General features: G+C 67.2%; 25 protein-coding genes and 1 tRNA gene. 10 read left to right on the forward strand and 16 right to left on the reverse strand.

The genetic code is table 11. The annotated features are described in order from the left end of the window. Positions 1 to 5: 5 nt before the first annotated feature. Complete coding sequence (locus ASD65_RS04180; RefSeq protein ID WP_056218922.1) at positions 6 to 3,932, forward strand: S8 family peptidase; 3,927 nt, start codon at positions 6 to 8, stop codon at positions 3,930 to 3,932. 72 nt (positions 3,933 to 4,004) lie between these two features. Here the strand turns inward: ASD65_RS04180 and ASD65_RS04185 are convergent, their stop codons facing one another. From ASD65_RS04185 to ASD65_RS19300, 7 genes are read right to left on the reverse strand one after another with little or no spacing between them, the layout of a single operon-like run. Then, positions 4,005 to 4,436: a pilus assembly protein TadG-related protein gene (locus tag ASD65_RS04185; RefSeq protein ID WP_056218926.1), complete on the reverse strand. Its 432-nt coding sequence runs from the start codon at positions 4,434 to 4,436 to the stop codon at positions 4,005 to 4,007. Further along, on the reverse strand, positions 4,433 to 4,891 hold the full coding sequence (locus ASD65_RS04190) for a TadE/TadG family type IV pilus assembly protein (protein WP_235566599.1): 459 nt from the start codon (positions 4,889 to 4,891) through the stop codon (positions 4,433 to 4,435). The genes ASD65_RS04185 and ASD65_RS04190 overlap by 4 nt, the downstream gene beginning before the upstream one ends. Continuing rightward, positions 4,866 to 5,264, reverse strand: a complete 399-nt coding sequence (locus ASD65_RS04195; RefSeq protein WP_056218931.1) for a TadE/TadG family type IV pilus assembly protein — start codon at positions 5,262 to 5,264, stop codon at positions 4,866 to 4,868. The genes ASD65_RS04190 and ASD65_RS04195 overlap by 26 nt, the downstream gene beginning before the upstream one ends. Positions 5,265 to 5,267: 3 nt before the next feature. Then, positions 5,268 to 5,471, reverse strand: a complete 204-nt coding sequence (locus ASD65_RS04200) for a hypothetical protein (protein ID WP_056218934.1) — start codon at positions 5,469 to 5,471, stop codon at positions 5,268 to 5,270. Positions 5,472 to 5,496: 25 nt separating this feature from the next. After that, positions 5,497 to 6,432 (reverse strand): type II secretion system F family protein, encoded by a 936-nt coding sequence (locus ASD65_RS04205; RefSeq protein WP_056218937.1) that lies wholly within the window; start codon positions 6,430 to 6,432, stop codon positions 5,497 to 5,499. Beyond that, positions 6,429 to 7,286, reverse strand: a complete 858-nt coding sequence (locus ASD65_RS04210) for a type II secretion system F family protein (protein WP_056218939.1) — start codon at positions 7,284 to 7,286, stop codon at positions 6,429 to 6,431. Before ASD65_RS04210 ends, ASD65_RS04205 begins: the two co-directional genes overlap by 4 nt. Continuing rightward, positions 7,283 to 7,438 (reverse strand): hypothetical protein, encoded by a 156-nt coding sequence (locus tag ASD65_RS19300; protein WP_235566600.1) that lies wholly within the window; start codon positions 7,436 to 7,438, stop codon positions 7,283 to 7,285. Before ASD65_RS19300 ends, ASD65_RS04210 begins: the two co-directional genes overlap by 4 nt. Before the next feature lie 123 nt (positions 7,439 to 7,561). On the opposite strand from ASD65_RS19300, the gene ASD65_RS19130 reads away from it, so the two are divergent. The 3 genes from ASD65_RS19130 (at position 7,562) to ASD65_RS18930 (ending at position 12,469) form a co-directional block, all read left to right on the forward strand. Next, positions 7,562 to 9,046 carry a recombinase family protein gene (locus ASD65_RS19130; RefSeq protein ID WP_056218943.1) on the forward strand — a complete coding sequence of 495 codons (1,485 nt, stop codon included), beginning with the start codon at positions 7,562 to 7,564 and terminating at the stop codon, positions 9,044 to 9,046. A gap of 493 nt (positions 9,047 to 9,539) precedes the next feature. Beyond that, positions 9,540 to 11,993 carry an AAA family ATPase gene (locus ASD65_RS04220; protein ID WP_056218945.1) on the forward strand — a complete coding sequence of 818 codons (2,454 nt, stop codon included), beginning with the start codon at positions 9,540 to 9,542 and terminating at the stop codon, positions 11,991 to 11,993. Between the two features lie 2 nt (positions 11,994 to 11,995). Continuing rightward, the gene (locus ASD65_RS18930; RefSeq protein WP_156378777.1) at positions 11,996 to 12,469 is read left to right on the forward strand and encodes a hypothetical protein; all 474 of its coding nucleotides are present in this window, start codon (positions 11,996 to 11,998) and stop codon (positions 12,467 to 12,469) included. A gap of 278 nt (positions 12,470 to 12,747) precedes the next feature. Here ASD65_RS18930 and ASD65_RS04225 read toward each other — a convergent pair whose 3' ends face one another. Genes ASD65_RS04225 through ASD65_RS04235 form a run of 3 tightly spaced genes read right to left on the reverse strand, consistent with a single transcriptional unit; the run spans position 12,748 to position 14,680 of the window. After that, positions 12,748 to 13,107, reverse strand: a complete 360-nt coding sequence (locus ASD65_RS04225; protein WP_056218948.1) for a hypothetical protein — start codon at positions 13,105 to 13,107, stop codon at positions 12,748 to 12,750. Further along, positions 13,088 to 13,624: a hypothetical protein gene (locus tag ASD65_RS04230; protein ID WP_056218951.1), complete on the reverse strand. Its 537-nt coding sequence runs from the start codon at positions 13,622 to 13,624 to the stop codon at positions 13,088 to 13,090. Before ASD65_RS04230 ends, ASD65_RS04225 begins: the two co-directional genes overlap by 20 nt. A gap of 9 nt (positions 13,625 to 13,633) precedes the next feature. Then, positions 13,634 to 14,680 (reverse strand): CpaF family protein, encoded by a 1,047-nt coding sequence (locus ASD65_RS04235; protein ID WP_082561565.1) that lies wholly within the window; start codon positions 14,678 to 14,680, stop codon positions 13,634 to 13,636. Between the two features lie 103 nt (positions 14,681 to 14,783). On the opposite strand from ASD65_RS04235, the gene ASD65_RS04240 reads away from it, so the two are divergent. The 4 genes from ASD65_RS04240 (at position 14,784) to ASD65_RS04255 (ending at position 16,809) form a co-directional block, all read left to right on the forward strand. After that, on the forward strand, positions 14,784 to 15,476 hold the full coding sequence (locus ASD65_RS04240; protein ID WP_156378778.1) for a hypothetical protein: 693 nt from the start codon (positions 14,784 to 14,786) through the stop codon (positions 15,474 to 15,476). 92 nt (positions 15,477 to 15,568) lie between these two features. Next, on the forward strand, positions 15,569 to 15,784 hold the full coding sequence (locus ASD65_RS04245) for a PLDc N-terminal domain-containing protein (RefSeq protein ID WP_056218956.1): 216 nt from the start codon (positions 15,569 to 15,571) through the stop codon (positions 15,782 to 15,784). An 83-nt stretch (positions 15,785 to 15,867) separates the two neighbouring features. After that, a tRNA-Leu gene (locus tag ASD65_RS04250) sits at positions 15,868 to 15,949 on the forward strand. 68 nt (positions 15,950 to 16,017) lie between these two features. After that, on the forward strand, positions 16,018 to 16,809 hold the full coding sequence (locus ASD65_RS04255; RefSeq protein ID WP_056218960.1) for a DedA family protein: 792 nt from the start codon (positions 16,018 to 16,020) through the stop codon (positions 16,807 to 16,809). Between the two features lie 3 nt (positions 16,810 to 16,812). Here the strand turns inward: ASD65_RS04255 and ku are convergent, their stop codons facing one another. Then, positions 16,813 to 17,709: a non-homologous end joining protein Ku gene (ku, locus tag ASD65_RS04260; protein WP_056218963.1), complete on the reverse strand. Its 897-nt coding sequence runs from the start codon at positions 17,707 to 17,709 to the stop codon at positions 16,813 to 16,815. A 46-nt stretch (positions 17,710 to 17,755) separates the two neighbouring features. Between ku and ASD65_RS04265 the strand changes: the two genes are divergently transcribed. After that, the gene (locus tag ASD65_RS04265) at positions 17,756 to 20,272 is read left to right on the forward strand and encodes an ATP-dependent DNA ligase (protein ID WP_056218965.1); all 2,517 of its coding nucleotides are present in this window, start codon (positions 17,756 to 17,758) and stop codon (positions 20,270 to 20,272) included. A gap of 9 nt (positions 20,273 to 20,281) precedes the next feature. Here the strand turns inward: ASD65_RS04265 and ASD65_RS04270 are convergent, their stop codons facing one another. From ASD65_RS04270 to murI, 4 genes are all read right to left on the reverse strand, one after another. Next, positions 20,282 to 21,208, reverse strand: coding sequence for a cation diffusion facilitator family transporter (locus ASD65_RS04270; protein ID WP_056218969.1), 927 nt, complete (start codon positions 21,206 to 21,208; stop codon positions 20,282 to 20,284). A 119-nt stretch (positions 21,209 to 21,327) separates the two neighbouring features. After that, complete coding sequence (gene rdgB, locus ASD65_RS04275) at positions 21,328 to 21,969, reverse strand: RdgB/HAM1 family non-canonical purine NTP pyrophosphatase (protein WP_056218971.1); 642 nt, start codon at positions 21,967 to 21,969, stop codon at positions 21,328 to 21,330. Then, complete coding sequence (gene rph, locus ASD65_RS04280) at positions 21,966 to 22,718, reverse strand: ribonuclease PH (protein ID WP_056218974.1); 753 nt, start codon at positions 22,716 to 22,718, stop codon at positions 21,966 to 21,968. The genes rdgB and rph overlap by 4 nt, the downstream gene beginning before the upstream one ends. A gap of 28 nt (positions 22,719 to 22,746) precedes the next feature. Then, on the reverse strand, positions 22,747 to 23,565 hold the full coding sequence (murI, locus tag ASD65_RS04285) for a glutamate racemase (RefSeq protein WP_056218977.1): 819 nt from the start codon (positions 23,563 to 23,565) through the stop codon (positions 22,747 to 22,749). Positions 23,566 to 23,642: 77 nt separating this feature from the next. On the opposite strand from murI, the gene ASD65_RS04290 reads away from it, so the two are divergent. Next, a complete protein-coding gene (locus ASD65_RS04290) occupies positions 23,643 to 24,968 on the forward strand; it encodes a nicotinate phosphoribosyltransferase (RefSeq protein ID WP_056218982.1) in 1,326 nt (441 codons plus the stop codon). A gap of 10 nt (positions 24,969 to 24,978) precedes the next feature. Here ASD65_RS04290 and ASD65_RS04295 read toward each other — a convergent pair whose 3' ends face one another. Further along, positions 24,979 to 25,245 carry a DUF3039 domain-containing protein gene (locus tag ASD65_RS04295; RefSeq protein WP_056218985.1) on the reverse strand — a complete coding sequence of 89 codons (267 nt, stop codon included), beginning with the start codon at positions 25,243 to 25,245 and terminating at the stop codon, positions 24,979 to 24,981. Between the last annotated feature and the right edge of the window lie 17 nt (positions 25,246 to 25,262).

Genomic DNA, 25,262 nt, shown 5'->3' on the forward strand with positions numbered 1-25,262 from the left:
CCCGCATGTCACGACACACGCCATCCGGCCGTCGCCTGCGCTCGATCGTCGCCGCCACGAGCGGCCTCGCTATCGGGATCGCAGGCATCGGCTTGTCCGCTCTGCCGGCGTCCGCCGCCGCTTCCCCCTCTGCGGCGACGCCTCCCGTCGCCCCGACTGGCGGCAGCTCGCACATCGTCACCCTGATCACCGGTGATCAGGTGACGGTCACCGACGTCACCGGGGGCAGGCATGAAGTCGAAGTCGAAGCCGCGAAGCCCGGTGCCGGTGTCCAGACCTACGAAGCGGCGGGCGATCTGCATGTCGTACCCGACAGCGCCACTCCCTACATCGCGGCAGGCGTGCTGGACCCCGATCTGTTCAATGTGTCGTTGCTGATCGAGTACGGCTACGACGACGCGTCCGTCGCTGCGACACCGATCATCCTCGAGCACTCCGATGGGGCGGTTCGTAGCTACTCGGCCCCGCTGCCCGGCTTCGAGGTCAGGGCGGAACTGCCCAGCATCGATGCTTCGGCGGCGACGCTCGAACACGCTGATACCGCGGCGGCGTGGGACGAGCTGACTGCACCGACCGCGCGGTCGTTGTCGTCGGAGCCGTCACTGAGCGGTGGCATCGCCGCCATCCACCTCGACGGAAAGGTGAAGGCGACCCTCGACTCGAGCGTGCCCTACATCCACGCGCCCGAGGCCTGGGCCAAGGGCTACACCGGCGACGGCGTCACCGTGGCCGTGCTCGACACGGGCGTCGATGACACCCACCCCGACCTGCAGGGCCACATCTCGAGTGAGTCGATGAGCTTCGTCCCGGGTGAGGACGTCGCGACCGACCAGCACGGTCACGGCACACACGTCGCATCGACGGTCGCGGGCACGGGCGCCGCGAGCGGCGGAACGCACCGTGGCGTCGCGGACGGCGCGACCCTGCTCATCGGCAAGGTACTCGGCGGATCCGATGGCTCCGGCCAGGACTCGTGGATCATCGAGGCGATGGAGTGGGCGGGCCAGCGCGCCCCGATCGTGTCGATGAGCCTGGGGTCGTACGGCGCATCGGACGGCAAGGACCTCATGGCTGAGTCACTCAACACCATCGCCGCGGACACCGGCGCGCTGTTCGTCGTGGCTGCCGGCAACAACGGCGCCCCGGAGTCCGTGGGCTCCCCCGGTTCGGCCGCTCAGGCGCTCACCGTCGGCTCGGTCGATGACCCGAGCGGTACGCTCTCATATTTCTCGAGCCAGGGACCGCTGTCCCGCTCGGGCGCGCTCAAGCCCGACCTCACCGGTCCCGGCAGTGAGGTCACGGCTGCCCGCTCTGCGGACAGTGCCGGCGAGGGCGACTACATCACGATGAGCGGCACGTCGATGGCGACGCCCCACGTCGCCGGTGCTGCCGCGATCGTCAAGCAGCAGCATCCGGAGTACACCGCGGCGCAGCTCCGGGCTGCACTCGTGAGCACGACCACGGATGTCGGCTACACCGCCTACCAGGGCGGCACCGGCGTCGTGAACATCGCCTCCGCGATTGACGCCCCCGTCATCGCCTCGGGCTCCGGCGACTTCGGAATGCTCATGTGGGGTGAAGAACCGACCCCCGTCGAGCGCGCCGTCGAGTTCACGAACCGCACCGATGCGGAGGTCGTTCTCGACCTGGCGCCCACGCTCGCCGACACCACGCCAGGCGGCGGGGACAGCGGACCGGGGCCTCTCTCGGTCGAGGCCGCGTTCGACGCGCTGACGACGGATGCCGATTCGCTCACGATCCCGGCAGGTGAGACCCGTACCGTCAACATGACGGTCGATCCCTCGAAGGTCCCCGCGGGAACGCAGTTGTCGGGCGCGCTCGTCGGTTCGATCGATGGCGTGCCGGTGACACGCACGGCTCTCGGCACAATCGCCGAGGCGGAGCGGTACGACCTCACGATGACCGCAACGGACTTCAACGGTGACCCGACGCTCACCTACGCGTGGGTGTGGAACTCCGACCTCGAGATCGTCGATCCGATCGCCGTGGACGGAGAGACGACCATCCGACTCATGGCGGGCAACTATTCGGTCATGTCGTTCCTCGACGTGAACCGCACGCCGGACACGAACGCATCCGTGCTCGTCGGGGACCCGCACATCGCGCTCGACCACAATGAGTCGGTCGCGCTGGACGCACGCACGGCCAAGCAGATCACCGTCGACGTCGGCAAGAACGGTCTAGATGAGACGTTCCGCCGGGTCGACTTCACGGCGAACGGACTTCGCGGGAGTGCGATCATGCCGGTACTGACCGACGAAATCTGGGCGCAGCCGATGAAGCCCCTCGACGCGGAGTTCAACTTCACGACCCGGTGGCGCCTCATGACACCGATGCTCACGGTCGCCGCCGGCAAGAAGTCGCTCGACATCATTCCGCAGATAGGCTCGACGTTCCTCGACGGCAAGGTCAGTGCAACGGCCGTCAACGCCGGGACGGGAAGCGCTGACGAGTTCGCCCAGGCGAACGCGAAGGGCAAGGTCGCGGTCGTCACCCGCTCCGATTCGGTCTCGGCCTCCCAGCGGGCGGCGAACGCGGCCGCGGCGGGCGTCACACTGCTCATCGTCGCGAACGACGCGGATGGTGAGCTCACCGAATGGGTCGGTTCCGAGGACTTCGAGGCCGACGTCTCGATTCCGGTTGCGAGCGTCAGCGGCATCGATGGACGTGCCCTTCTCGCCTCGATGGCCAAGAAGCCCGTGACGGTCAATGCCGTCGGCACACCGTACTCGGACGTGATCTACGACATCGCCCGGTTCAGCGATGGCGAGATCCCGGCCGACCTGAATTACGCGCCGAAGAACCTCGCTCGGATCGACACGACCTACGTCGGCAAGAAGGAGGCAATGGGTGAGTGGCGCGCCGACTTCGCGCCCGGCGTCGGCTACAGCTCCGGCTACCCGATGCGTGCCCTCCGCGGCTCTACCCGCGCCGAATGGATCAACACCGACCAGGTGCTGTGGAACCAGGACGTCATGATCCTCGACGGCATGTGGGAGATGCGCGACACGCTCCGCTCCTACGAGGCGGGCGGGCGCACCGAGGCCAGCTACTATGGCGGCATCGTGCGACCGTATGTCGGCCCCGGCTACTGGGTGCCATACCGGGCAGCGGGCTACGCGCAGATCAACATCCCCGGCTGGGCCGACGGCGGGGATGCGATGCACACGGGTGCCTTCGACACGTACGCCGAGAACGCACCGGTCACGCAGCTCACTGATGTGTGGATCGACGGCGTCCTCGCCGGGTCGAGCCGGTACCAAGGCGCCAACGTGTACGACCTCGCCGACGGCAAGGGCAACTGGAAGGTCGTCAGCACGACGACCCACGACGGATCGCACATCGCTCAGTCGACAAGGACGGTCTCGCAGTGGACCTTCACCTCGGAGGGCGCGGTCGACGACTGGACGAACCGGCTCCTGCCGATGATCCAGGCCTATTACGACGTCGACCAGGCGAAGGACGGACGCGTCGGCGAAAAGCGCAAGAAGGGCGCGACCGTCGAGCTCGACCTCGAGCTCGGTCATGTCGCCGGCACGGTGCCGGCCGGCAAGATCACCGGCGCGACTCTCGAGATGCGCATGGCAGGCGGCGCGTGGACGACGATCACGCTCAAGTCGGCTCGCACAGGTGCCCCCACGGGCCCGGTCGAGAACGACCCGAACGACATCTTCATCACTTCGCGCGCCTACGTCAGCGGCTTCACCGCTCAAATGCCTGTCGCCGACAAGGGCGGCTGGGTCGACCTTCGAGTCACGGCACAGGATGCCGCGGGCAACACATTCAGCCAGGAGATCGAGCGGGCGATGGAGATCGCTCCGGCGAAGGGCTCCGGGCAGGGCTCCGGTCACGGCGGCGGACCCGGTCACGGTGGTGGACCCGGTCACGGTGGCGGGCCTCGGTGGTGCTGATCCCGCGGCACTGAGCAGCAAGAACTGACCTACGGCCCAAGTGTTCCCCCCACACCTGGGCCGTAGGCGGTCTCAGCGCAGCGCGGTGCGGCTGGTCGCGGTCGCTTCCAGCGCGACGCCGTCCGGCACGAACATGGTGAGGACCGGTGGATGCCACGCGCCCGCCACCGTTACGCGGGCGGACAGGCCGTCCGGCGTGTCGGCGGCGACCAGCACCGCCTCTCCCCCGACATCCGCGACGAGCGCTTCCGCCTGGGCATGGACGCCGTCGTCGGTGAGCAGTGCGGTCGGCTCGGCAGAGTCGTCGAGCGTGAGGGTGAAGCCGTCTGCACCGGCGAGCGCCGCCGCATCCGCCAGGGAATCCAGGCGCTTCTGCGCGAGATACATGCTCGTCGCGTCGACGCAGATGAGCACCGCGACAAGGGCGAGAACCGCGTAGCCGAGGGTCAGGATCAGCACACTGCCATCCTCATCGTCGGGGCGAGCCCGGCGCCACCTACTCATTCCGACCCCCAGAAGCGTGATGTCTTCTGCGCAGCGGACGCCTGGATCGGGATGCGCGCGAGCTGTTCCAGGCCGAGCACCGGCGGGACCAGCGGTAGCGCCACCTGCGCGCGGAGGGTCACGACGATCGTCGCACCGGCCTCGGGACAGGTCGCTCCGGCGGGGCGGCACGTGAGCGCGAAGTCCACGGTGGCGGGATCGATCCCGTACTCTTCCACGACGGTCGACAACACCCGGTCGGCACGATCACGAGCCGAGGCGGCATCCGGCGCCTGCGATACCGCCCGTGCGATGTGCCGGGCGCCTGCTTCCACTCCGAGCGACTGCCCCTGGATCAGCCCGAGCGACACGATGAGGTAGACGATCGGGACGAGCAGCAGCAGGCCGACGAGGATGAATTCGAGTGCGGCCGACCCTGCGTCGTCCGGATCATTCGAGGGATTCGACGGGTGCACGCGCACTCACCTCCAGCGCACGGGGTGCGCCGAGCAGTCCCACCAGCGGAAGGGTGGTGCGCACCGTCACCTCGATCTCGCTCCCGTCGGGCACAGGCACCTCACGGACGGCGACGTCCGTCGCATACTCGCCGCCGACTGCCCTCGTCACGATCTCCTCCGTGCGGGCACCGCCCTGGGCGAGAGTCGTGTCGGCGAGCGCCGCATGGAACGCACCCTCCACCGCCGCGTCATGCACGACGTTGCGCACGTAGATCGCGAGGCCGAACTGCAGCACGCCGAGCGTGAGCACCGTGAGGAGAGCGCCGACCAGCACGAACTCGACGGGGCTCGAGCCCGTCTCGTCCTGACTCCGCTCACGGAATGCGCGCATGCGTCAGAACCCGGAGACCCGCTCGATCGCCTGTTCGAACAGTCCCGCGAGGGCGGGCCCGGCGAGCGCCCAGATCACGACGACAAGTCCGGCGGTCATGAGCGTGATCAACACCCATCCGGGGACGTCTCCGCGCTCGTCCTCGAGCGCATCTCCCCACGCGCTGCGCAGTCGGACGGCGATACGTCGGGTGAATTCCTGAACCATGGTTACTCCTCACGACCGCGCACGGTCATCCGATTCCGAGCCGAAGCATGAACACGCCCGGAAAGACTGCGAACAGGATGCTGAGCGGGAGGATCAAGAACACCAACGGCACCAGCATCAAGATCTCTTTGCGCCCGGACTGTTCGATGAGACCGCGCTTGGCGTCCTCCCGGGCGTCGACGGCCTGCGCCTGCAGCACCTGCGCGAGCGGGGCGCCCCGATCGATCGCGGCCACGAGGTGGTCGACGCTGCGCGACAGGGCGGGAATCTGCAGCTTGTCGGCGAACCGCGACAGCGACTCCGCGAGGGGTGACCCGGTGCCGACCGCCAGCACCACGGCACGCAGTTCGCTCGTCAGGTCCCCCGCGGCGACCTCGCCAACGCGGCGCAGCGAGTCGAGCAGGCCCTCACCCGCCGACAGGCACAGCGCGAGGAACTCGAGGACGGTCGGCAGCTCTTCCTCCATCCGGGCAACACGTGCCCGCGCGGCCCGCGTCAGGCGCACATCGGCGAGGACGGCTCCGGCGACACCGAGCATCGGGGGGACGAGCGCCGCGCCCGGCGTGAACGCGCCCAGCAGCGCACCGATGACGACGAGGATGCCGCCGATCAGCACGCCGCCCACGGCCCACGCCAGCTGGCGCCCACGGAAGGCGGCGACGTCCTGCGACCAGCACGCCTGGCGCAGGCGCCGCTCGATGGTCTGCGATCCCCCGATCAGGGCGCTGAAGCGCTGCTGCGCACTCCGCCACAGCCCGTCGAACGCGAAGGCCGAGTCGGCGAGCGCCCATGCGGTCGTGCCCCGCGGATCGGTGACGTCGCGGATGTACGGGGCGATCCGACGCGACAGGCTCGGCGCACCCCAGCGCGGCGCGCGCGAGACGAGCAGTGCGATGCCGACGCCCAGTGCTCCGCCGAGCACGACGGACATGGCGAGCTGGCTGAGCGCGAGCCCCGTCATCCGAACCACCGCCGAGGCTCCGGCAGCCGCCCGATCCGCATCATGATCCGATAGGCGACGAAGGAGACCACCGCCCCGACGAGGATCAGGGCAACACCTTCGGGACTGCCGTAGGCGTGCGCGCCCTCGGGCCGCATCGCCAGCATGGCGAGGATCACCCACGGTGCCACCACGCCGAGCACCGCGGCCCCGCGGATCCACGACTGCCGCGCCTCCACCTCGGCGCGCAGCGCGGCATCGGCGCGCACCGAGCCGGAGAGCGCCCGCAGCACGGAAGTCAGCTCGGTGCCGCCCACCTGGCGCGCCATCCGCAGCGTCTCGATGATGCGATCGGCGATCGGGTCGGCGAGCATCGACTTCAGACGCAGCGCACTGGAGTCGAAATGCCCGGATGCCGCGAGATCGCGGGCGAACTGCGCGAACGACGGGCGCAGCACCGCCGGTGCGGACTCCGCAAGGCTCGCGACCGCATCCGGCAGTGCCATCCCCGCACGCACGGACGCGATCAGCAGATCGCAGACGTCCGGCCACAATCCGCGGCGGGCTTTCCGGAGCCGGGCTGCGCGCGCACGCAGCCACATCGCCGGAAGGCACGCCCCCGCGACACCGGCCATCGCGGCCACGACCGGCAGCGGCACCAGGAGCCAGGCCACCGCTGCCGCGAGCAACGCAGCCCCCAGGCTCGCGACCCCCAGTCCCCTGGCCGGCACGTGCCCGAGTCCCGCTGCGGCGAGGAGTCGGGCGAGGTGGCCCGGCGCTTCCGGCGACGTGGTGCGCGCCCGCGTCGGCCATACCCAGGGCGAGATCGTCAGCAACAACCCTGCGGCCAAGACCACTCCCCAGACGAAGATCACGTGGCACCCCAGGCGTACAGGGTCTCTGCGTCGACGGCGCCCTCCACGACGCGACCGGTCGGACGCACGACTTCCACGACCCCGCGGCGGCCCGACGCATCCCGCGCGCAGTGCACCACGAGGTCGACGGATGCCGCGACCGCCGGCAGCACGAATCCACTGTCGATGTTGCGTCCGGCTAGGAGCGGCAGAGCGGCGAGCTTCGCCAGTGCCTCCTTTGCCGAGTTCGCGTGAATCGTCGCCGCCCCGGGGACACCGGAGTTAGCTTTAGACCTATGAACATCGAGACTCCGCTCCGAGCCGCTGTCTATCTACGCATCTCCGAGGACAAGAAGGCGGACGGGCTGGCCATCGAACGGCAACGCGGAGACTGTATCGCTCTGGTTGAGCAAAAGGGGTGGAGCCTCACACGCATCTACTCCGACACGGTATCCGCCTACCTCCGTGACGTGAAGCGCCCCGAGTACGAGCAGATGCGGTCTGACTTCGAGGCGGGACGCTTCGATGCAATCGCCGTCTACGACCTCGACAGGCTCACCCGACAGCCCCGGGAGCTTGAGGATTGGATCGACATTGCGAAGCGTGAAGGGCTCCGCATCGTTACAGCCAACGGAGAGGCGGATCTTGGCACCGACGGCGGGCAGATGTACGCCCGCATCAAGGCCGCCGTTGCTACCGCCGAGATTGATCGCAAGTCAGCGCGCCAAAAGCGGAAGAACCAAGAACTGATCGATGCGGGCAAGCCGATCCTGGGCAATCGTCCGTTCGGCTTCGAGCTTGATCGCCTCACCATTAGAGAGCCCGAGGCGCAGATGATCCGGGGTGCCGTGGTTGACGTGATCAACGGAGCATCAATCGGAGAGATTGTGCGTCGCTGGAATGACTCGGGCGTTCGCCCCACATCGAAGGCGAAGGACGGCGAGCCCGCTAAGTGGACTCACCCCGCTGTAAGGCAGATTCTCCGGAGGCAACGCAACGCCGGAATCATGACGCATCTGAGCGCCGAGGATCGACGTAAGAACACGGATAGGAAACTGCGGGGGCTCCCCCTCATCGAGTCGCGGGTGATCAGCACGGACGGCCCGCAGATCATCACCCCGGATCAGCTTGAGCTTGTGACTGCGGTGATCGATTCCCGGGCAACCTCGCGCGGCGTGAAGCCACAGCGCCATTTCCTCACCGGAGCGGCTGAGTGTGTCTGCGGGGCACTCATGAAGACGTTCCACGGTTCCGGGCGCATGGCTGGACGGGTCTACTACCGTTGCGGGGCTCCCTACCCCCGCGTTGAGGGCAGCACACACGCAGCCGTCCCGACAGAGGGAGCCGAGCGTCTGGTGATTGGGAAGCTCTATGGGCTTGTGTCGGGCGGGTGGATCGACCCGACTCCCGAAGGGCGCACTGATACAGCCGCACTCCGCTCCGTAATCGCCGATAACGCCGCTGAGCGCTCCCGGCTATCCGGTCTGCTCGCTACCCGAGGTCTCGACCCCACGCCGATTCAGGCGCAACTGTCTGACCTCGCAGACGCAGCGGACAAGCTTGACGCCGAGTTGAAAACGGCCCTTGCCCGAGGACTCGAAGCCGATTGGGTGCGACTGCTCCGGGAGGAATGGGGCGACTCTGCCGAGAGCTTTGAGCGGTTCCTAGTGTGGTGGGAGGCTCTATCCATCGAGCGCCGCAGAGACTACGTGAAACAGACGCTCAGCGTCGTCGTGCACACGGGCAGAGGGCTCGCGCGGGTGAAGGTCAATCCTCGCTGACAGTGCCGCACCGTTCACACTCTGCAATTTCGTTGCACCGAAATGCTGGCAATTTCGAGCCTTCCGACTTGACATTTCAAAAGGCGAAATCGCTTAAGAGAGTAGGGAAGGCGACACCTACAGGTGTATACCAGGATGTCAAGAAAACCCTTCTGACCTGGGATTCATTTAGACTCGGGTTTCATCCTGTGGGATAATGGAACCGAGAACAACCGCAACGGATACGCAGCCAACCCACCCCACAGATTTCAGATTCCACCCCCGTCAGGTTCCGTTTGCGGTTCTCACCCTGACGGGGGTTTTCTGTATCTGGGAATGAGAACCGTGATGGATACCCATCGACTAGCAAGCCCCGCACCGGGGGCATATCCGGTAGCAACCCATCTTCGAGGCGTAGGCGTTCTACTAGCAGCGCTCAACCGCATCGAGGCGAATATGGACAATCTCGAACGCGCACGCGCGCAGCGAGATGCACACTCCGAAGGATTCGGCGGTGCCGACTGTGGTTGAACTGTCGAGCATCCTCCCCGAGGAACTGAACTACCCGCTTCCCTACCTCCCTTACCGTGACGCCTGGGAACATTACGCAGATGCTGGGCTCTGCCCTGTCCCTGTCAATGCCGAGCCCCCCGCAGGCTTTCAGAAGTGGAGCCGCGCGAAGGCCGAGCGATGGGCCGGAGACGGCGACCGCTGGGCCTACGCACGCACCGCTCTATTCGTCCCTGACGGATTCGTCGTACTCGATGACGACTACGCCAACCCAGTGCGCGACCTCGAAACCGCGCTGGGGACTCGCGGCGCAACGCTGTACAGCACAAGTCGCGGCGCGGGAGCCCCACGCCGGAAGAGTCTCTACCGTGTGCCGTCCGGCTCGCGCTTCGGCGGGGACTACCGCACAGCGACCGGGGACCGGGCCGGAGACATCGTCGACCAGCATCACCGCTTCATGTTCGTAGCTCCGACGATCAACGGGCGGACGGGCGAACTAGAGCAGTGGTACTCCCCCGAGGATGCTCCCCTAGAGCGTTTCCCGACCGCGCAGGACATCGCCGAGATGGTGGCCGAGCTTCCCGAACCCTGGGTCGAGTACCTGAGCAGCAATGCGCGCGCTAGCAGCGCTGAGCGCCCGTACGACGGCCCTACGCGCTTCGAGAGTGGCGAGCTATCCCCGCGCGTTCTCGCAGTCTCAGAGCGTCACCCGGACACGTCTCGCCACCCCGACGCGAACGCGGCGCTCATGTCTCTGGCATGGGTCGCGGTGCGCTTCCCGGAGTCGGAAGGCATCGAGACCCTACGGGCGCAGATTTCTAACGCGTACATCATGCGCACGGACACCCGGACGTCGGTAGCCGAGCGTCAAGCGCGCATGGATCGAGCATGGTCAAGCGCGCTTGGAACGCAGGCCGCGAAGCACACCGACGAATGGGCGGAGCTAGAAGACGAGTTCGGGGCTGTGTCTGTCGACTGGTATCGCAAGCACACGGCCACGACTCCCGTCTCCGACCTAGCACGGCTCGAAGCGCTCACTCCCGAGCAAGCCGAAGCCGAGTTTGGATGGGACTGGGAGAGCCGTCTACCTCAGGCGCAGATGCGTGCGGAAGCCATAGAGCGCGCTCAAGATGCTCAGCAAGCCCACCCCAGTGCGGCGTTTGGAATTCCGGCTCCCGAGTGTGCCAGTTGGGCTCCGCGTGATCTGTCTGACGTTATGGCAGATGATTACGAGCCGCCCAAGCCGACCGTGTTTCGCCGAACTGACGGTATGGGACTGTTCTACCCCGGAACGGTGAATGAGTTCCACGCGGTGGGCGGCACGGGCAAGACCCTTGCCGCGCTTGCTGTGTGCGCCGAAGCTCTCCGGGATGGTCAGACCGTGCTTTACGTCGACTACGAAGAGCACCCCGGACGCATCGTGCAGCGACTCCGTAATTACGGCATCCCGGATGACGTGATCCGCTCGCGCTTCCTCTACGTCAAGCCAACCGAGATGCCAACCTCGGAAGCACTGGAATCACTCATGCAGCGCTCGCCCTCGGTGGTCATCATCGACACGTTCGCAGAGTCGTTCAACAACCTGACCGGAGGGGACAGCCACCGCACGGATGATGTCACAGCATGGTTCAAGCTCCCCCGTCACTTTGCGGACGCAGGAGCGTGCGTAATCGTCACGGACCACATCCCGAAGGATGCGCAGAACAAGCTCATGCCCATCGGCTCCCAGGCGAAGCACTCTGGTTACAAGGGCGCGATCTACTATCTCGATGCGCCGACCGGTAGTGGACTCGTAAAGGATGGGCACGGACGACTCCGTTTCATCCTGGGCAAGGACAACGGCGGAGATATCGGAGTCCGTGCAGGCGAGTGCGCAGCAACCTTCTACCTCGACGCAACTGGCGAAGTCTCGACCTGGACGCTACAGGCTCCAGATACCGGCGCGATCCTCGCAGAAGCAGCCGCAGCGCACACCGCCGAGCGTGAGCGGATCGCACTTGCTCTGACGGACGGCGGCGGATCGCTCCCCTCACGCGCGAAGCTGTGGGACGCGCTCGGGCTCGGGAAGAACAGCACCCCCGGAGCGCTGGCAGCGCTGACAGACATGATCGAAGACGGCTCCGTGATCGAAGAGGCCGGAGTCGGAAACGCGAAGAGTCTCCGGCTCATCAGCAACCTAGCTCCGACTCCAGAAGCCGACGCCGAACGTGCGATCTGGGACGGCTTCACAACGCGTCCAGATGTTGTCCCTACATCCCCGGTACCAGTACCGGGGGATGAGGAGGACATCACATCCGATATCCCTGTATCCCTCGGGACATCCCTCGGGATTTCAAACGCACCCCGAAGCCCCTTCACCGGAGTCACAGACGCCGAGCTAACCGCTCTGCTCGATGACGACGAAACCACCACAACCGAGCCGGACCCTGAGCCGGACACAACCAAGAAAGGAAAGTAACAATGTCCCCATCCCCTAAAGTGCCCGCCGATCAGCGCGCGGCCTATGACGCAGCAACACCCGAGCCGTTCAAGTACCTCGACGCCGCAGCGTGGGAGCTTGTGCAAGAGCAAGACCCCGCTCGAACGATCTTCAACGGCGAAGCACAGGCGAAGCTCATGGAGGATCGCCTTCCCGATGTGCTCGCACGTGCCGAACACCTGAGCCGATCCGCCCAATCATGGGAGGCAGTCGTGGCACCGAAGCTCGCAGTAGAAGCGGAACTGCGCAGGATCGCCGAAGAAACCTGCCCCGTATGCCGAGAAGTCAACCCGCCGATCACGCGGCACTTCGGGGAGCACCTACCGAACGGTGAACGGGATGGATCTGGTTGGCTTGCGTGCCGATCCTGTGCCGAGACGGCCCGGGCGCTATGGAGCGAAGCCCAACGCACCCGAGCCCGCGTTAAGGCTGTCAGCGCCGCCTTGAGTCTGTGACAGAAGCCCTCGAAGCCCTCTGAGCCGATCACATGTTCAGGGGGCTTTTCTGTGCCGGTTCCTGTCTGCCCCGCGCCCTCCGGCGTTTCGAATCGAAGAGACTTCAAACATTCGGATCATCTCGGCAGCGCACATCTGGCAGGGGCTGAGATTCCCATCGAAGCAGGATCGCTCAACAACGGATTATATCTATTCACCAGAATGTTTCAGACCCCTGCGGGTGAAAATGGATACTGGGGCGGGGTGCATGCGAACGCCACCAGAAAAAGCCCACCCACTCAGTCCGAGAGGTTCCCCAAGTCGCTCAGCACCTCGCTTGCGATCCCGTTCGGATACGGAGAAGCGGCACGTTTCGCGCCCTGATAGAGCGAAGCGAGCAATGTAGCCGCATCGGCATCACTCGACGACAACGCCAACAATGTTCCGTCGGAGATTGCGCCGAGGGTGTACAGCTCAAAGATGTAGGGCGCACTACCATCACCGTCGCGTGATCGAATGAAGTACTGGAACCGTCGCGACTCGGCTTTGTACTCATCCGGCTCGAAGGTGGACGCTTCCCACTCCAACTTGCCAGAGGACGTTTGAGCAGCGAGACCCTTGAGGATCGCCTGCGCTTCGTTATCGGACTGCGCGTCCACGTTTCTTCCCATCCGTAGATTCTCCCGACCGCTGTAGCGCGGCCAGCACCTCACCAGTTTCACGACTCGCGGTCTGAATCTTCACCTGCACCGGGCGAACCAGAGCACGCACGTCGGGCTTCTCAACGTCGTACAGGGTTGCTTTCAATTCTCCCGCCGCTTTCGCCGCTGCGGCCAGCGCCTTCGTCACCTTGTGGTCTTTGAGGGCTGCATCGGACTTGAGAGCTCCGACCATCGAAGTCACACGACGGCTGTATGAAACCAGGGCCATCGATACGTCGTCCCGCTCCCCAACGCGTGCGGCTCTATCGACTGCGTCTTCTAGCGCGTGAACCTCAGGCAACATCACGAGAAGATCGTTGTGCAAGAGCCGCCTTTGTAGTGCCTTGTTGGAGGCCACCGTGGCGTTCGCCGTGCGGACTAGCTGCCAGAACGCGAGGCCGAATCCAAGAATTGCGACTATCAGTTGCCACATGCCGAAGTGGTCGCTGGGCGTCCAGTTGGCGGCGAAGGTCACAGGCGAAGCCTATTGCAGTCGGCTCCCCACTTTAGGATTGTGCGTCATTCCGTGGACCTTAGAAGATTGCTTCGAATTTCGGACGGGATATAGGACATTTGTGGGTCGACTCCGGCCCCATCGTCGAGCACTACGGGGTTTTAGGCCCATTGCGTAATCCGGCACACCCGTATTCAAGGCCAACACGAGATCCAGCGCTTCGGCATCGCGGACCTCGCCGACCACGAGCCGGTCGGGGCGCATCCGCAGCGCTTCCTTCACAAGCCGTCGCAGGGTCACCTCGCCGCTGCCCTCCAGGCTCGGCTGGCGGCCCTGCAGCGCGACGATGTCGGGCGCGTCCACGCCGAGCTCGAAGGTCTCCTCCACAGTGACGATGCGATGCTCCGGCGGACACGCGGCGATCAGCGCACCTAGCAGCGTCGTCTTACCGGCGTGCGTCGCACCCGAGACCAGCACGCTCTTCCCCGACCGCATGGCGCCTGCGAGCAGCGTTGCCGCCGCCGGTTCGACCGACCCCGATGCGACCAACGCTCCGAGGGTCCGGTACGCCGGCAGGAATTTGCGCACGTTCACCGACCAGTGCCGACGCGTGATGTCCGGGATCACGACGTGCAGTCGCGAGCCATCGGGAAGAGAGGCGTCCACGAACGGCTGGCTCAGATCGACGCGTCGACCGGTGGAATGCAGCATCCGCTCGACGAGATCCCGCACCGCGGAGTCGGTGAGCGTCAGCGGCAGATGCTCGGACCGCCCACCGCGCGCCACGTAGATCCGATCGGGCGCGTTGATCCACAGCTCCTCGACCGTGGGATCGTCCAGGTAGACCTGCAACGGTCCGTACCCGGCGACGGCCGCGAGCACGTCACGGACACAGGATGCTTCGTCGTCGACGGTCACGAGACCCCGCGCGAGAGCGAAGTCGTTGTGCCGCCGGACCTCGGCCCGAGCGATCTGGGCCGTCAGCTCCGGCTGGCTCGCCGGGTCGGTCTGATCGGCCCGCAGGCGCTCGCGCACACGCTCCGCGACAGCGGTGGCGACGGCGGGTCCGGAAATCATCCGTCCATGATGCGCTTCACGCCGAGACCGCCCCGCGAACTATCCACAGGGGCGTTTCGTCACATGGTCGGAGGCGGCCTGGCCACGCCAATACGGTTACAGCGTGTCTGACAATGTCGCGGCCCCGACCGCAACCCCCGAATCCGAGACCAGAACCTTCCGCATGGAAATCCTGGTCGTCATCCTGCTCGGCGTCGTCTCCGTCGCCACGGCCTACGCCACCTTCCAGGCCGCCCTGTACGACGGCATGCAGGCCACTGCGTACGCCGAAGGGCAGAACGCGCAGACCGAGGCCGAATCGCTGTACCTTGAGGCCAACCAGCAGTTCATCCAGGACGCGCAGACCCTGTCTCGACTCGCCGAGCTCAGCATCGCGTCCGAGAGCACCGATCCCGCGGCTGCGGCAGTGGCCTCCGCCACCTACGACGAGATCTACTTCATGAACGTCTCCGACGACCTCGACGGTGCCATCCAGCGCGCGGATGCCGAGAACGCCGCAGACCCGACCATGTACACGAGCCCCCTCGATGACGAGGACTACCAGGCTTCCCTCTACGGCGCATGGGCGGAGAAGGACGACGCGAGCGCGGCCACCGTCGCTCAGGGCGACGAGTACAACGGGTACGGCGACCGGCTCACACTGGCCGCGACGCTGATGGCCATCACGCTGTTCCTCCTCGGTGTCGCCGCCGTCGTCCGGCGCGAGCGCACGAAGCTGATCCTGGTCGGCTTCGGGATGACGGTCTTCGTCGTCTCCGTCGTGATGACCGCAATGGTGCCCTTCACCTGGCTCTGAGCGGCCGCATCGACGAATCGCCAGGGGTGACCCGGGCGATTCGTTTTCGCGCAGCGGTCCCTCTCACGCGACGCCGGTGGCAGGATGAGGACATGACTCAGCGAGTGGAGAAAACCACCAGTCCCATCGCACGACTCGCGCTGTTCGTGGTCGGGCTCGCCCAGGTCGCCTTCGCGTTCCTGGCGTTCTGGGACCTCCGCAACAGGCCGGCCGAGGACGTGCGCGGCCCCAAGCCGGTCTGGATCCCGGTCATCCTGATCAACTGGATCGGCCCACTGGCGTACTTCGGCTTCGGCATCAAGCGCTGACGCGACTCGTCCGCAGTCGGCACCGGAAACGGGGGTTCACCCCCCAGGTGATGTCCAGGCGCGCCAGTAGACTGATCCCACTCGCGGGAGTGGTGAAATTGGCAGACACGCAGGATTTAGGTTCCTGTGCTTTCGAGCGTGTGGGTTCAAGTCCCACCTTCCGCACGATCGGATGCCTCAGCATCCGATGATCTGCCGACCGCCGACCTGCTTCCACCGACGGGACCCCCTTCGTGCATCAGATTGCTCTCATTCCGTGGCTCGACCCGGCCGCCATCATCGAGTGGGCCGGCCCCTGGTCCCTGCTCGTCGTGTGCTTCATCATCTTCGCCGAGACCGGACTGCTGATCGGCTTCCTGCTCCCGGGCGACACCCTGCTGGTCATCGCCGGACTGCTGTCGCACTCGACGACGGCGGCCCCGCACGGAGTGTTCGGCATGAGCGTGTGGTGGGTCGCCCTACTGATCGGGCTTTCTGCCTTCGTCGGCGGTGAAGTCGGATACCTCATCGGACACAAGGCAGGTCCGGCGATCTTCGAGCGCAAGGAATCCGGTCTGTTCAGCGTCAAGAACGTCGAACGCACCAACGCGTTCTTCGAGCGCTTCGGCGGGCTGACGATCATCCTGGCCCGCTTCGTACCGATTGTCCGCACATTCGCCCCGGTCGCCGCCGGCGTCGGGCACATGCACAAGGGCAAGTACACGCTCTACAACCTGATCGGCGCCGTCCTCTGGGGCTTCGGGCTCACGATGTTCGGCTATGCCATCGGATTCATCCCGTTCGTCCGCGATCTCGTCACCGAGTACATCGACGTCATCCTGCTCATCGCCGTCGGCGGGACCGCGCTGGTCACACTGTGGCACTATCTCCGCGAGCGGTCGAAGGCGAAGAAGGCTGCGGCAGCGGGAGAAGACGTCATCACCGACGCCGAAGAGGCCAAGGAACTCGTCCTGGACCCCGAGGTCTTCGAACGCGCACCCGAGCTGCCCCACACGGACGGCCCCGAGGACTCCCCGAGGCCGTAAGGCTCAGGAGGCTTTCGCCGCCTTCTTCTTGCTCGACTTCGCGGACTTCTCCGCTGCCGTCGAGTCGGAGGAGGCGGCATCCTTCTTCGTGCCGTCCGCCGCACCCGCGCGGGCCGCCCGGCTGCGCTCGACGCTGGCACGCAGCGCCTCCATGAGGTCGATGACCTCACCGCCGGTCTCCTCGACCTCACGGTCGCCGAAGGTCTCGGACGTGTCGAGCGCATCGCCCTTCTCCAGCTTCGCGTCGATGAGGGTGCGCAACTCCTCCTGGTACTCGTCGACGAACTGCGACGGGTCGAAATCGCTCGCGAAGCTGTCGACGAGGGATGCCGAGAGCTCCAGCTCCTTCGCCGAGATCCGCACCGGCTCATCCAGCGCGGGGAACGCGGCCTCGCGCACCTCGTCTGCCCACAGCAGCGTCTGCAGCACCAGCACGTCACCGCGCACGCGCAGCGCGGCGAGGCGGGTCTTCTGGCGCAGCGAGAAGCGGACGATGGCGGTGCGCTCGGTCTGCTCGAGCGTCTTGCGCAGCAGCACGTACGCCTTCGGCGAGGCGCCGTCGGGTTCGAGGTAGTAGGCCCGGTCCAGGGTCAGCAGATCGACCTGCTCGCTGGGCACGAACTCCACGACGTCGATCTCGCGACTGCGCTCGGCGGGCAGCGAGTCGATGTCCTCCTTGGTGAGCACGACCGTGCGCTCACCGTCGTCGTACGCCTTGTCGATGTCGGCGAACGGTACGACCTCGCCGTCGATCTCGCAGATGCGCTGGTACCGGATGCGCCCGCCGTCTTTGTTGTGCACCTGGTGCAGCGGCACGTCGTGGTCCTCGGTCGCGGAGTACACCTTGACCGGGACGTTCACGAGGCCGAACGTCAGGGCGCCTTTCCAGATCGCTCTCATCACACCAGTACACACCTGTCACACCGCCCACGGCTACCCTGGGCGCATGGCAGGCGAGCAGACGGTGCGCATCGGAGGCCGTCGTCTGCGTATCACCAACCTCGACAAGGTGCTGTATCCGGAGACCGGAACGACCAAGGGCGAGGTCATCGACTACTACACGCGGATCGCTCCGCTGATGATTCCGCACCTCGTCGGCCGCCCCGTGACGCGCAAGCGCTGGCCCGAGGGCGTCGGTACGACCGAGCATCCGAGCGAGCCGTTCTTCGCGAAGGACCTCGAACGCGGTGCTCCGGAATGGGTGCGCCGGATGCCGATCGACCACTCCACCGGGGCCAAGGACTATCCCCTCGTCGGCGACGTGCCGACCCTGGTCTACCTCGCGCAGGTCGCGAGCCTGGAGCTGCACGTTCCGCAGTGGCAGTTCGCTCCGGACGGTGGTCGGGCGAACCCCGACCGACTCGTGCTCGACCTGGATCCCGGCCCGGGCGTCGAGCTTGCGGACACCGCGCAGGTCGCGCGATGGGCACGCGACATCCTGCGCGGCATGGGGCTGGACCCGTACCCGGTGACCAGCGGCAGCAAAGGCATCCACCTCTACGCGGCGCTGCCCGGCACGCAATCCAGCGAGCAGGTCACGGCCGTCGCCAAGGCACTCGCGCAGGCGATCGAAGCGGACCATCCCGACCTCGTCGTGAGTGCGATGAGCAAGTCGCTGCGCCCCGGCAAGGTGTTCATCGACTGGAGCCAGAACAACGGTGCCAAGACGACGATCGCGCCCTATTCGCTCCGCGGGCGTCCGCATCCGACCGTCGCCGCGCCGCGCACGTGGGAGGAGCTGGACGATCCCGAGCTGCGGCAGCTGTCGTTCGAAGAGGTCCTCGAACGCGCCGAGAGCCTCGGCGATCCGCTCGCAGCGCTCGGGTTCCACGCGGGCGGACGCGCCGCCGACGAGGGCCCCCTCAGCACTTACATCTCCAAGCGCACGGCCGGGAAGACCCCGGAGCCGGTACCGTCCAACCCGCTCGGCGCGGCGACCACTCCCGGCGAATTGCCGCGGTTCGTCATCCAGGAGCATCACGCCACCCGGCTGCACTGGGACTTCCGTCTCGAGCACGACGGTGTGTTCGTGAGCTGGGCGGTGCCGCGCGGCGTGCCACCGACCTCCGGGCGCAACAACCTCGCGGTCATGACCGAGGACCACCCGCTCGAATACGGCACGTTCGAGGGCACCATCCCGCGCGGCGAGTACGGCGGCGGGACCGTGACGATCTGGGACGACGGCCGCTACGAACTGGAGAAGTGGCGCGACGACGAGGTCATCTTCACGGCTGAAGGTCGACCCGGAGGACCACTCGGACGGGTGCGCCTCGCGTTCATCCGCACCGATGGCGAGGGCGAGAAGTCGACCTGGCTGCTGCATCGGATGAAGACGGATGCCGCGGGCCACCCGCAGCCGGATGGTGAGCCGGTCGAACCCAGTCCGCAGGCCGACGAGCCGCGGGGTGCCGCAGTGCATCACGCCGCGACGTCTGATGCCGATGCGGGCGTGGAAGCCGGCGCGCCGCCCCCTGCTGACCGTCTCGGCCGGATCGAGCCGATGCTCGCCACGCACGCGACGCCGGGAATGGCGCGCAGCGCGGCACAGCGCTGGGCGGAGCACGGTGGATCGTGGGTCGAAGTGAAGTGGGACGGCATACGTGCCATCGGCATCTGGGACGGCACCCGCCTGCGGCTGCAGGCCCGCAGCGGCAACGACATCACCGCGAAGTACCCGGAGCTCACTCGGGTGGACGCCGGACTCGGCCCCGACCCGGCGATCGTGGACGGCGAGATCGTCGCGCTCGATGCGAAGGGACGGCCGAGCTTTCCGCGGCTGCAGTCGCGCATGAACCTCACCAAACCGCGCGAGATCGAGCGCGAGATGCCGCGCACGCCGGTGAAGTACTACCTGTTCGATGTCCTCGCCCACGCGGGGACGGATGCAGCGGCACGGCCACTCGCGGAGCGGCGCGGCATCCTGGAGTCCGTGGCACACGCGGCGATCCCGGCGATCGTCGTGCCCCCGGTCTTCGACGACGTCGACGGCGCCCTCGCGGCCAGCCACGAGTTCGGGCTCGAGGGGATCGTCGTGAAGGACCCCGAATCGACGTACCGCCGGGGCGTCCGCTCGGAGCGCTGGCTCAAGGTCAAGCTCACCCGGACGCAGGAGGTCGTGATCGGCGCGATCCGCCCGGGCAAGGGCGGCCGCACCAACGCCATCGGCTCACTGCTGGTCGGCGTGCCGGGACCCAACGGACTGCGGTATGCGGGCCGCGTCGGGTCGGGCTTCAGCGACAGCGTCCTCGCACAGTTGGAGGCCGCCCTGAGGCCGCTCCGCACCGACACGAATCCGTTCGTCGGGGTGCCGGATGTCGACGCCTCCGACGCCCTGTGGGTGCAGCCGACGCTGGTCGGTGAGGTCGAGTTCGCCGAGTTCACACCCGGCGGCATCCTTCGGCAGGCGCGGTGGCGCGGGCTGCGGCCCGACAAGTCGCCCGACGACGTGGTCCGCGAGGACTGACCGGCGGTTTCAGGCGTGCTGGGAGTCGTCGTGCTCGACGTGTCCGGCCGGCTCCAGCTGGAACGTGGAGTGCTCGACGTCGAAGTGCTGCGCGAGGCACCCCTGCAGCTGACTGAGGATCTCGCCCGCACGCCCGTCTTCGAACGCGGCGTCTTCGACGGTGACGTGCGCGGAGAATACCGGCGCGCCCCGGGTCAGCTGCCACACGTGGATGTCATGCGCGTCCACAACGCCGGGCGTGCCGAGGATGTGCTCGCGGATCTCGGTGACGTGCATGCCCTTGGGTGCGGCCTCGCTGAGCACCGAAGCGACCTCGCGGAGCAGCCCGAACGCGCGCGGCACGATCATGGCGGCGATGAACAGCGACGCGATGGCATCGGCGGGCGCCCAACCCGTTGTCACGATCACGATGGCCGAGACGATGACCGCGGCCGAGCCGATGAGGTCGCCGAGCACCTCGATGTAGGCGCCCCGCACGTTCAGGTTGCTCTTCTGCGCCGCGCTCAGCAGCCACATCGCTGTGGCATTGGCGAGGAGGCCGATGATCGCGACGACGAGCATCACTCCCCCGGCCACCTCGACGTCGCCCGGGTTGAGCAGCCGCATCACGCCTTCGACGGCGACCCAGACGGCCAGCACGATCAGGATGACGCCGTTCACGAGCGCGCCGAAGACCTCCGCCCGCTGGTACCCGAACGTGCGCCGGTCGTTCGCCGGCCGGGCGGCGACCGTGCTCGCGATGAGCGCGATGACCAGCGCCGCGACATCCGTGAACATGTGGGCGGCATCGGCGAGCAGCGCGAGCGAGCCGGACAGCACCGAGCCGATCACCTGGACGACGAGCACCACCGACGTGATCGTCAACGACAGCGCCAGAAGGCGCCGGTTGCTGGTGCCTCGGATGCCGCTCGTGCCGGAGGGTGCGTGGTCGTGCATATGACCAGGCTAGGCCGCGGTCGGACCGCCGAGACGCCAAACCGCCCTCTCGGGAATGAGTCTGATTCTCAGTCCCGGCTGCGCGAGACGCGGCAACGCGCTCCGGGGACGACGGCGGGTCAGAGGGTGGCGAGGAGCGGGACGAGCTCGACGAACGCGCGGGCGCGGTGGGATGCCGCGTTCTTCTCCTCGGCCGACCACTCCGCGACGGTGCGCTCGGATGCCGCATCCTGTCCGTCCGGGATGAAGATCGGGTCGTACCCGAACCCACCGGCCCCCGCCGGGGCCGTCGCGAGTCGACCGGGCCAGATCCCCTCCACCACGCGCTCGGACGGGTTCTCGCCCGGCACGACCAGCGCGATCGTCGAAACGAAGTGCGCGGTGCGGTGCGGGTCGGCGACGTCGAAGAGCTGGTCGAGCAGCAGTTCGAGATTGGCCACGGCGTCCTTCTTGTGCCCGGCCCAATAGGCCGAGAACACGCCGGGCGATCCGCCCAGGACGTCGACGCAGATGCCGGAGTCGTCCGCGACCGCGGGCAGCCCGGTGTGCGCGGCAGCGGCGCGGGCCTTGATCAGGGCGTTCGCGGCGAAGGTCACGCCGTCTTCGACCGGCTCCGGACCGTCGTAGCCGACGACCTCGATGTCGGGCCGGGTCGTGGCCACGATGGTGCGGAACTCCTCGACCTTGTGCGGATTGTGGGTCGCCAGCACGACGACACGGCGCTCTGCGCCCGAGGACGAGGAGTTCTGCACGCCACTCACTCCGCTGCGGAGGCGGCGGCGGCGAGAGAGGCCAGCTGCAGGTCGCGCAGATCCGCGCAGCCGGCGACGCCCAGCTCGAGGAGAGCGTCGAGTTCGCGCTTGTCGAACGGCGCGCCCTCCGCGGTGCCCTGCACCTCGACGAACAGGCCGCGGCCCGTGACGACGACGTTCATATCGGTCTCGGCGCGGACGTCCTCGACATACGCGAGGTCGAGCATCGGCTCGCCGTCGATGATGCCGACCGAGACTGCGGCGACCGAGTCGATCAGCGGCGTGGCCTTCTGCGCGATGAACTTCTTCGCACGACCCCACTCGATCGCGTCGGCGAGAGCGACGTAGGCGCCCGTGATCGCGGCCGTGCGGGTGCCGCCGTCGGCCTGCAGCACGTCGCAGTCGATGACGATGGTGTTCTCGCCGAGCGCCTTCGTGTCGACGACGGCGCGCAGGGCGCGGCCGATCAGGCGCGAGATCTCGTGCGTGCGTCCGCCGATCTTGCCTTTGACGGCCTCACGGTCGTTGCGCGAGTTGGTCGCGCGGGGCAGCATCGCGTACTCCGCCGTGACCCAGCCCTTGCCCTTGCCGGTCAGCCAGCGCGGCACGCCGTTGGTGAAGGATGCCGTGCACAGCACCTTGGTGCCGCCGAAGCTGATGAGCGCCGAGCCTTCGGCGTGCGCGCTCCAGCCGCGTTCGATGGTGATGGGACGCAGGTCGCTGACGCTACGGCCGTCGGCGCGGATGATCTCGGACATTCTTCTCCTTGGATGGGGATGCCGCGCCTCAGCGCGGCAGGTCGATCGCGCCGGTCTGGACGAGCTGCACATCGCGCACCTCGCGGCCCATCAGGCGGTGGGCCAGGCGCACGAACTCGTCGGCGGAATCGCCGGTCGCTTCGTAGACGTGGGTGGGGATCGCATCGGGCCCGGCGAGCAGGTCGCGGCTCACGAGCTGTCGATAGACGTCCTTGGCGGTCTCGCTGTCACTGGAGACCAGGCTGACGTCCGGCCCCATCACGTAGCTGATGGCGCCCTCGAGGAACGGGTAGTGCGTGCAGCCGAGCACCAGCGTGTCGACACCGGCGTGCCGCAGCGGGGCGAGGTAGTTCTCGGCCACCTCGAGGACCTCGGGCGAATCGGTGATGCCGTCTTCGACGAACTCGACGAACCGCGGGCAGGCCGCGGCGAAGACGGTGAGCTTCGCGTTGACCTCGAGCATGTCCTGGTACGCCCGGGAGCCGATCGTGCCGGCCGTGCCGATCACGCCGATGCGTCCGTTGCGGGTGGTGGACATCGCGGTGCGCACGGCGGGTCCGATCACCTCGACGACCGGCACGTCGTAGCGCTCGCGCGCGTCGCGCAGCATCGCCGCGGAGGCCGTGTTGCAGGCGATCACGAGCATCTTCACGCCCTGCTCGACGAGGGTGTCCAGCACCTCGAGGGAGTAGCGGCGCACGTCGGCGATCGGCTTCGGGCCGTACGGAGAGCGCGCGGTATCGCCGATGTACAGGAGGGATTCGCGCGGGAGGAGCGCCGAGACGGCGCGGGCGACGGTGAGTCCGCCGACTCCGGAGTCGAAGATACCGATCGGCGCATCGTTCACGATTTCCAGCCTACCCGTCGGTTTCGGTCCGACCCTGGCAGCGGCACGGGCGGTGCCGGCCTCAGTAGGCTGACCCCATGACGGGGAGCACCGCACTGCAGACCGACCGGTACGAGTTGACGATGCTGGACGCGGCGCTCCGCGACGGCACCGCCCATCGGCGCTGCGTGTTCGAGTTGTTCGGACGACGCCTGTCGGGCGGACGCCGATTCGGCGTCGTGGCCGGCACCGGGCGCCTGCTCAGCCTGATCCGCGACTTCCGCTTCGGCGAGGACGAGCTGCGATACCTGCGCGATGAGAACGTGGTGGATGCCGAGACCCTCGCGTACCTCGAGGACTACCGGTTCAGCGGCACGATCACCGGCTATCGCGAGGGCGAGCTGTACTTCCCAGGCTCCCCCATCCTCACGGTCGAGGGGACGTTCGCCGAGGCCGTCGTGCTGGAGACCCTGGCCTTGAGCGTGATGAACCACGACTCCGCCGTGGCCACGGCGGCCGCGCGCATGACGATCGCGGCCGGCGACCGTCCGCTCGCGGAGATGGGTTCGCGCCGGGCCGGCGAGGACTCGGCCGTGGCCGCCGCCCGCGCGGCGTACATCACCGGATTCGACGCGACCTCCAACCTCGAAGCGGGGCGTTCCTGGGGCATCCCCACGATGGGCACCGCCGCGCATTCCTGGACACTGCTGCACGACACCGAAGAGGACGCGTTCCGTGCGCAGATCGCCGCGCACGGCGTCGGCACGACCCTCCTCGTGGACACCTACGACATCCGTCAGGGCGTGGAGACCGCGATCCGCGTCGCGGGTACCGGCCTCGGAGGCGTGCGTATCGACTCCGGCGACCTGCCGATCATGGCGGCCGAAGTGCGGGAGCAGCTGGATTCCCTCGGCGCCACCGGCACGCGCATCACCGTGACGAGCGACCTCGACGAATACTCGATCGCCGCACTCGCGGCATCCCCCGTCGACTCCTACGGTGTGGGCACCTCGGTCGTCACCGGCTCCGGCACCCCGACCGCCGGCATGGTCTACAAGCTCGTCGCACGGCAGGACTCGGCGGGCGGGTGGGTCGCCGTCGCCAAGAAGTCGACCGACAAGGGCTCCCGCGGCGGACGCAAGGCCGCGTTCCGCACCCTCGACCGCGGCACCGCCACCAGCGAACTGGTGATCGTCTCGGACGGCTTCGAGACCGTCGCCACGGCTTCCGAGCATCCGGATGCGCGATCGCTCCAGGTCGAGCTCGTCGTCGGCGGAGAGATCGACGCCGTGAACGAGGGCGCCGCAGGCGTGACTGCCGCACGCGCGCATCACGCCCAGGTGCGCGAGGAGCTTCCCGTGCGGGCGCTCGCATTGAGCCGGTCCGAACCGGCGATCCCGACCGTCTTCACCGACGCCGAGTGACCTCAGATGGTCAGTTGACCATCGACTCGTAGATCTCCTTGCACGTGGGGCAGACCGGGAACTTCTCCGGGTCGCGACCCGGCGTCCACTTCTTGCCGCACAGTGCGCGCACGGGCTTGCCCGTGATCGCGGATTCGAGGATCTTGTCCTTCTTCACGTAGTGCGAGAAGCGCTCGTGATCTCCGGGTTCGATGCTCTCTTCGCGGATGAGCTCTTCGAGCTCGCGGTCGAGGGTCGCGATGCCGCCCTGGTCGGGGCTCTCGAGGGGAGTGCTCATGGACGTCAGTTTAGCCG

The sequence above is a fragment of the Microbacterium sp. Root61 genome, assembly GCF_001427525.1.
GTDB lineage: Bacteria > Actinomycetota > Actinomycetes > Actinomycetales > Microbacteriaceae > Microbacterium.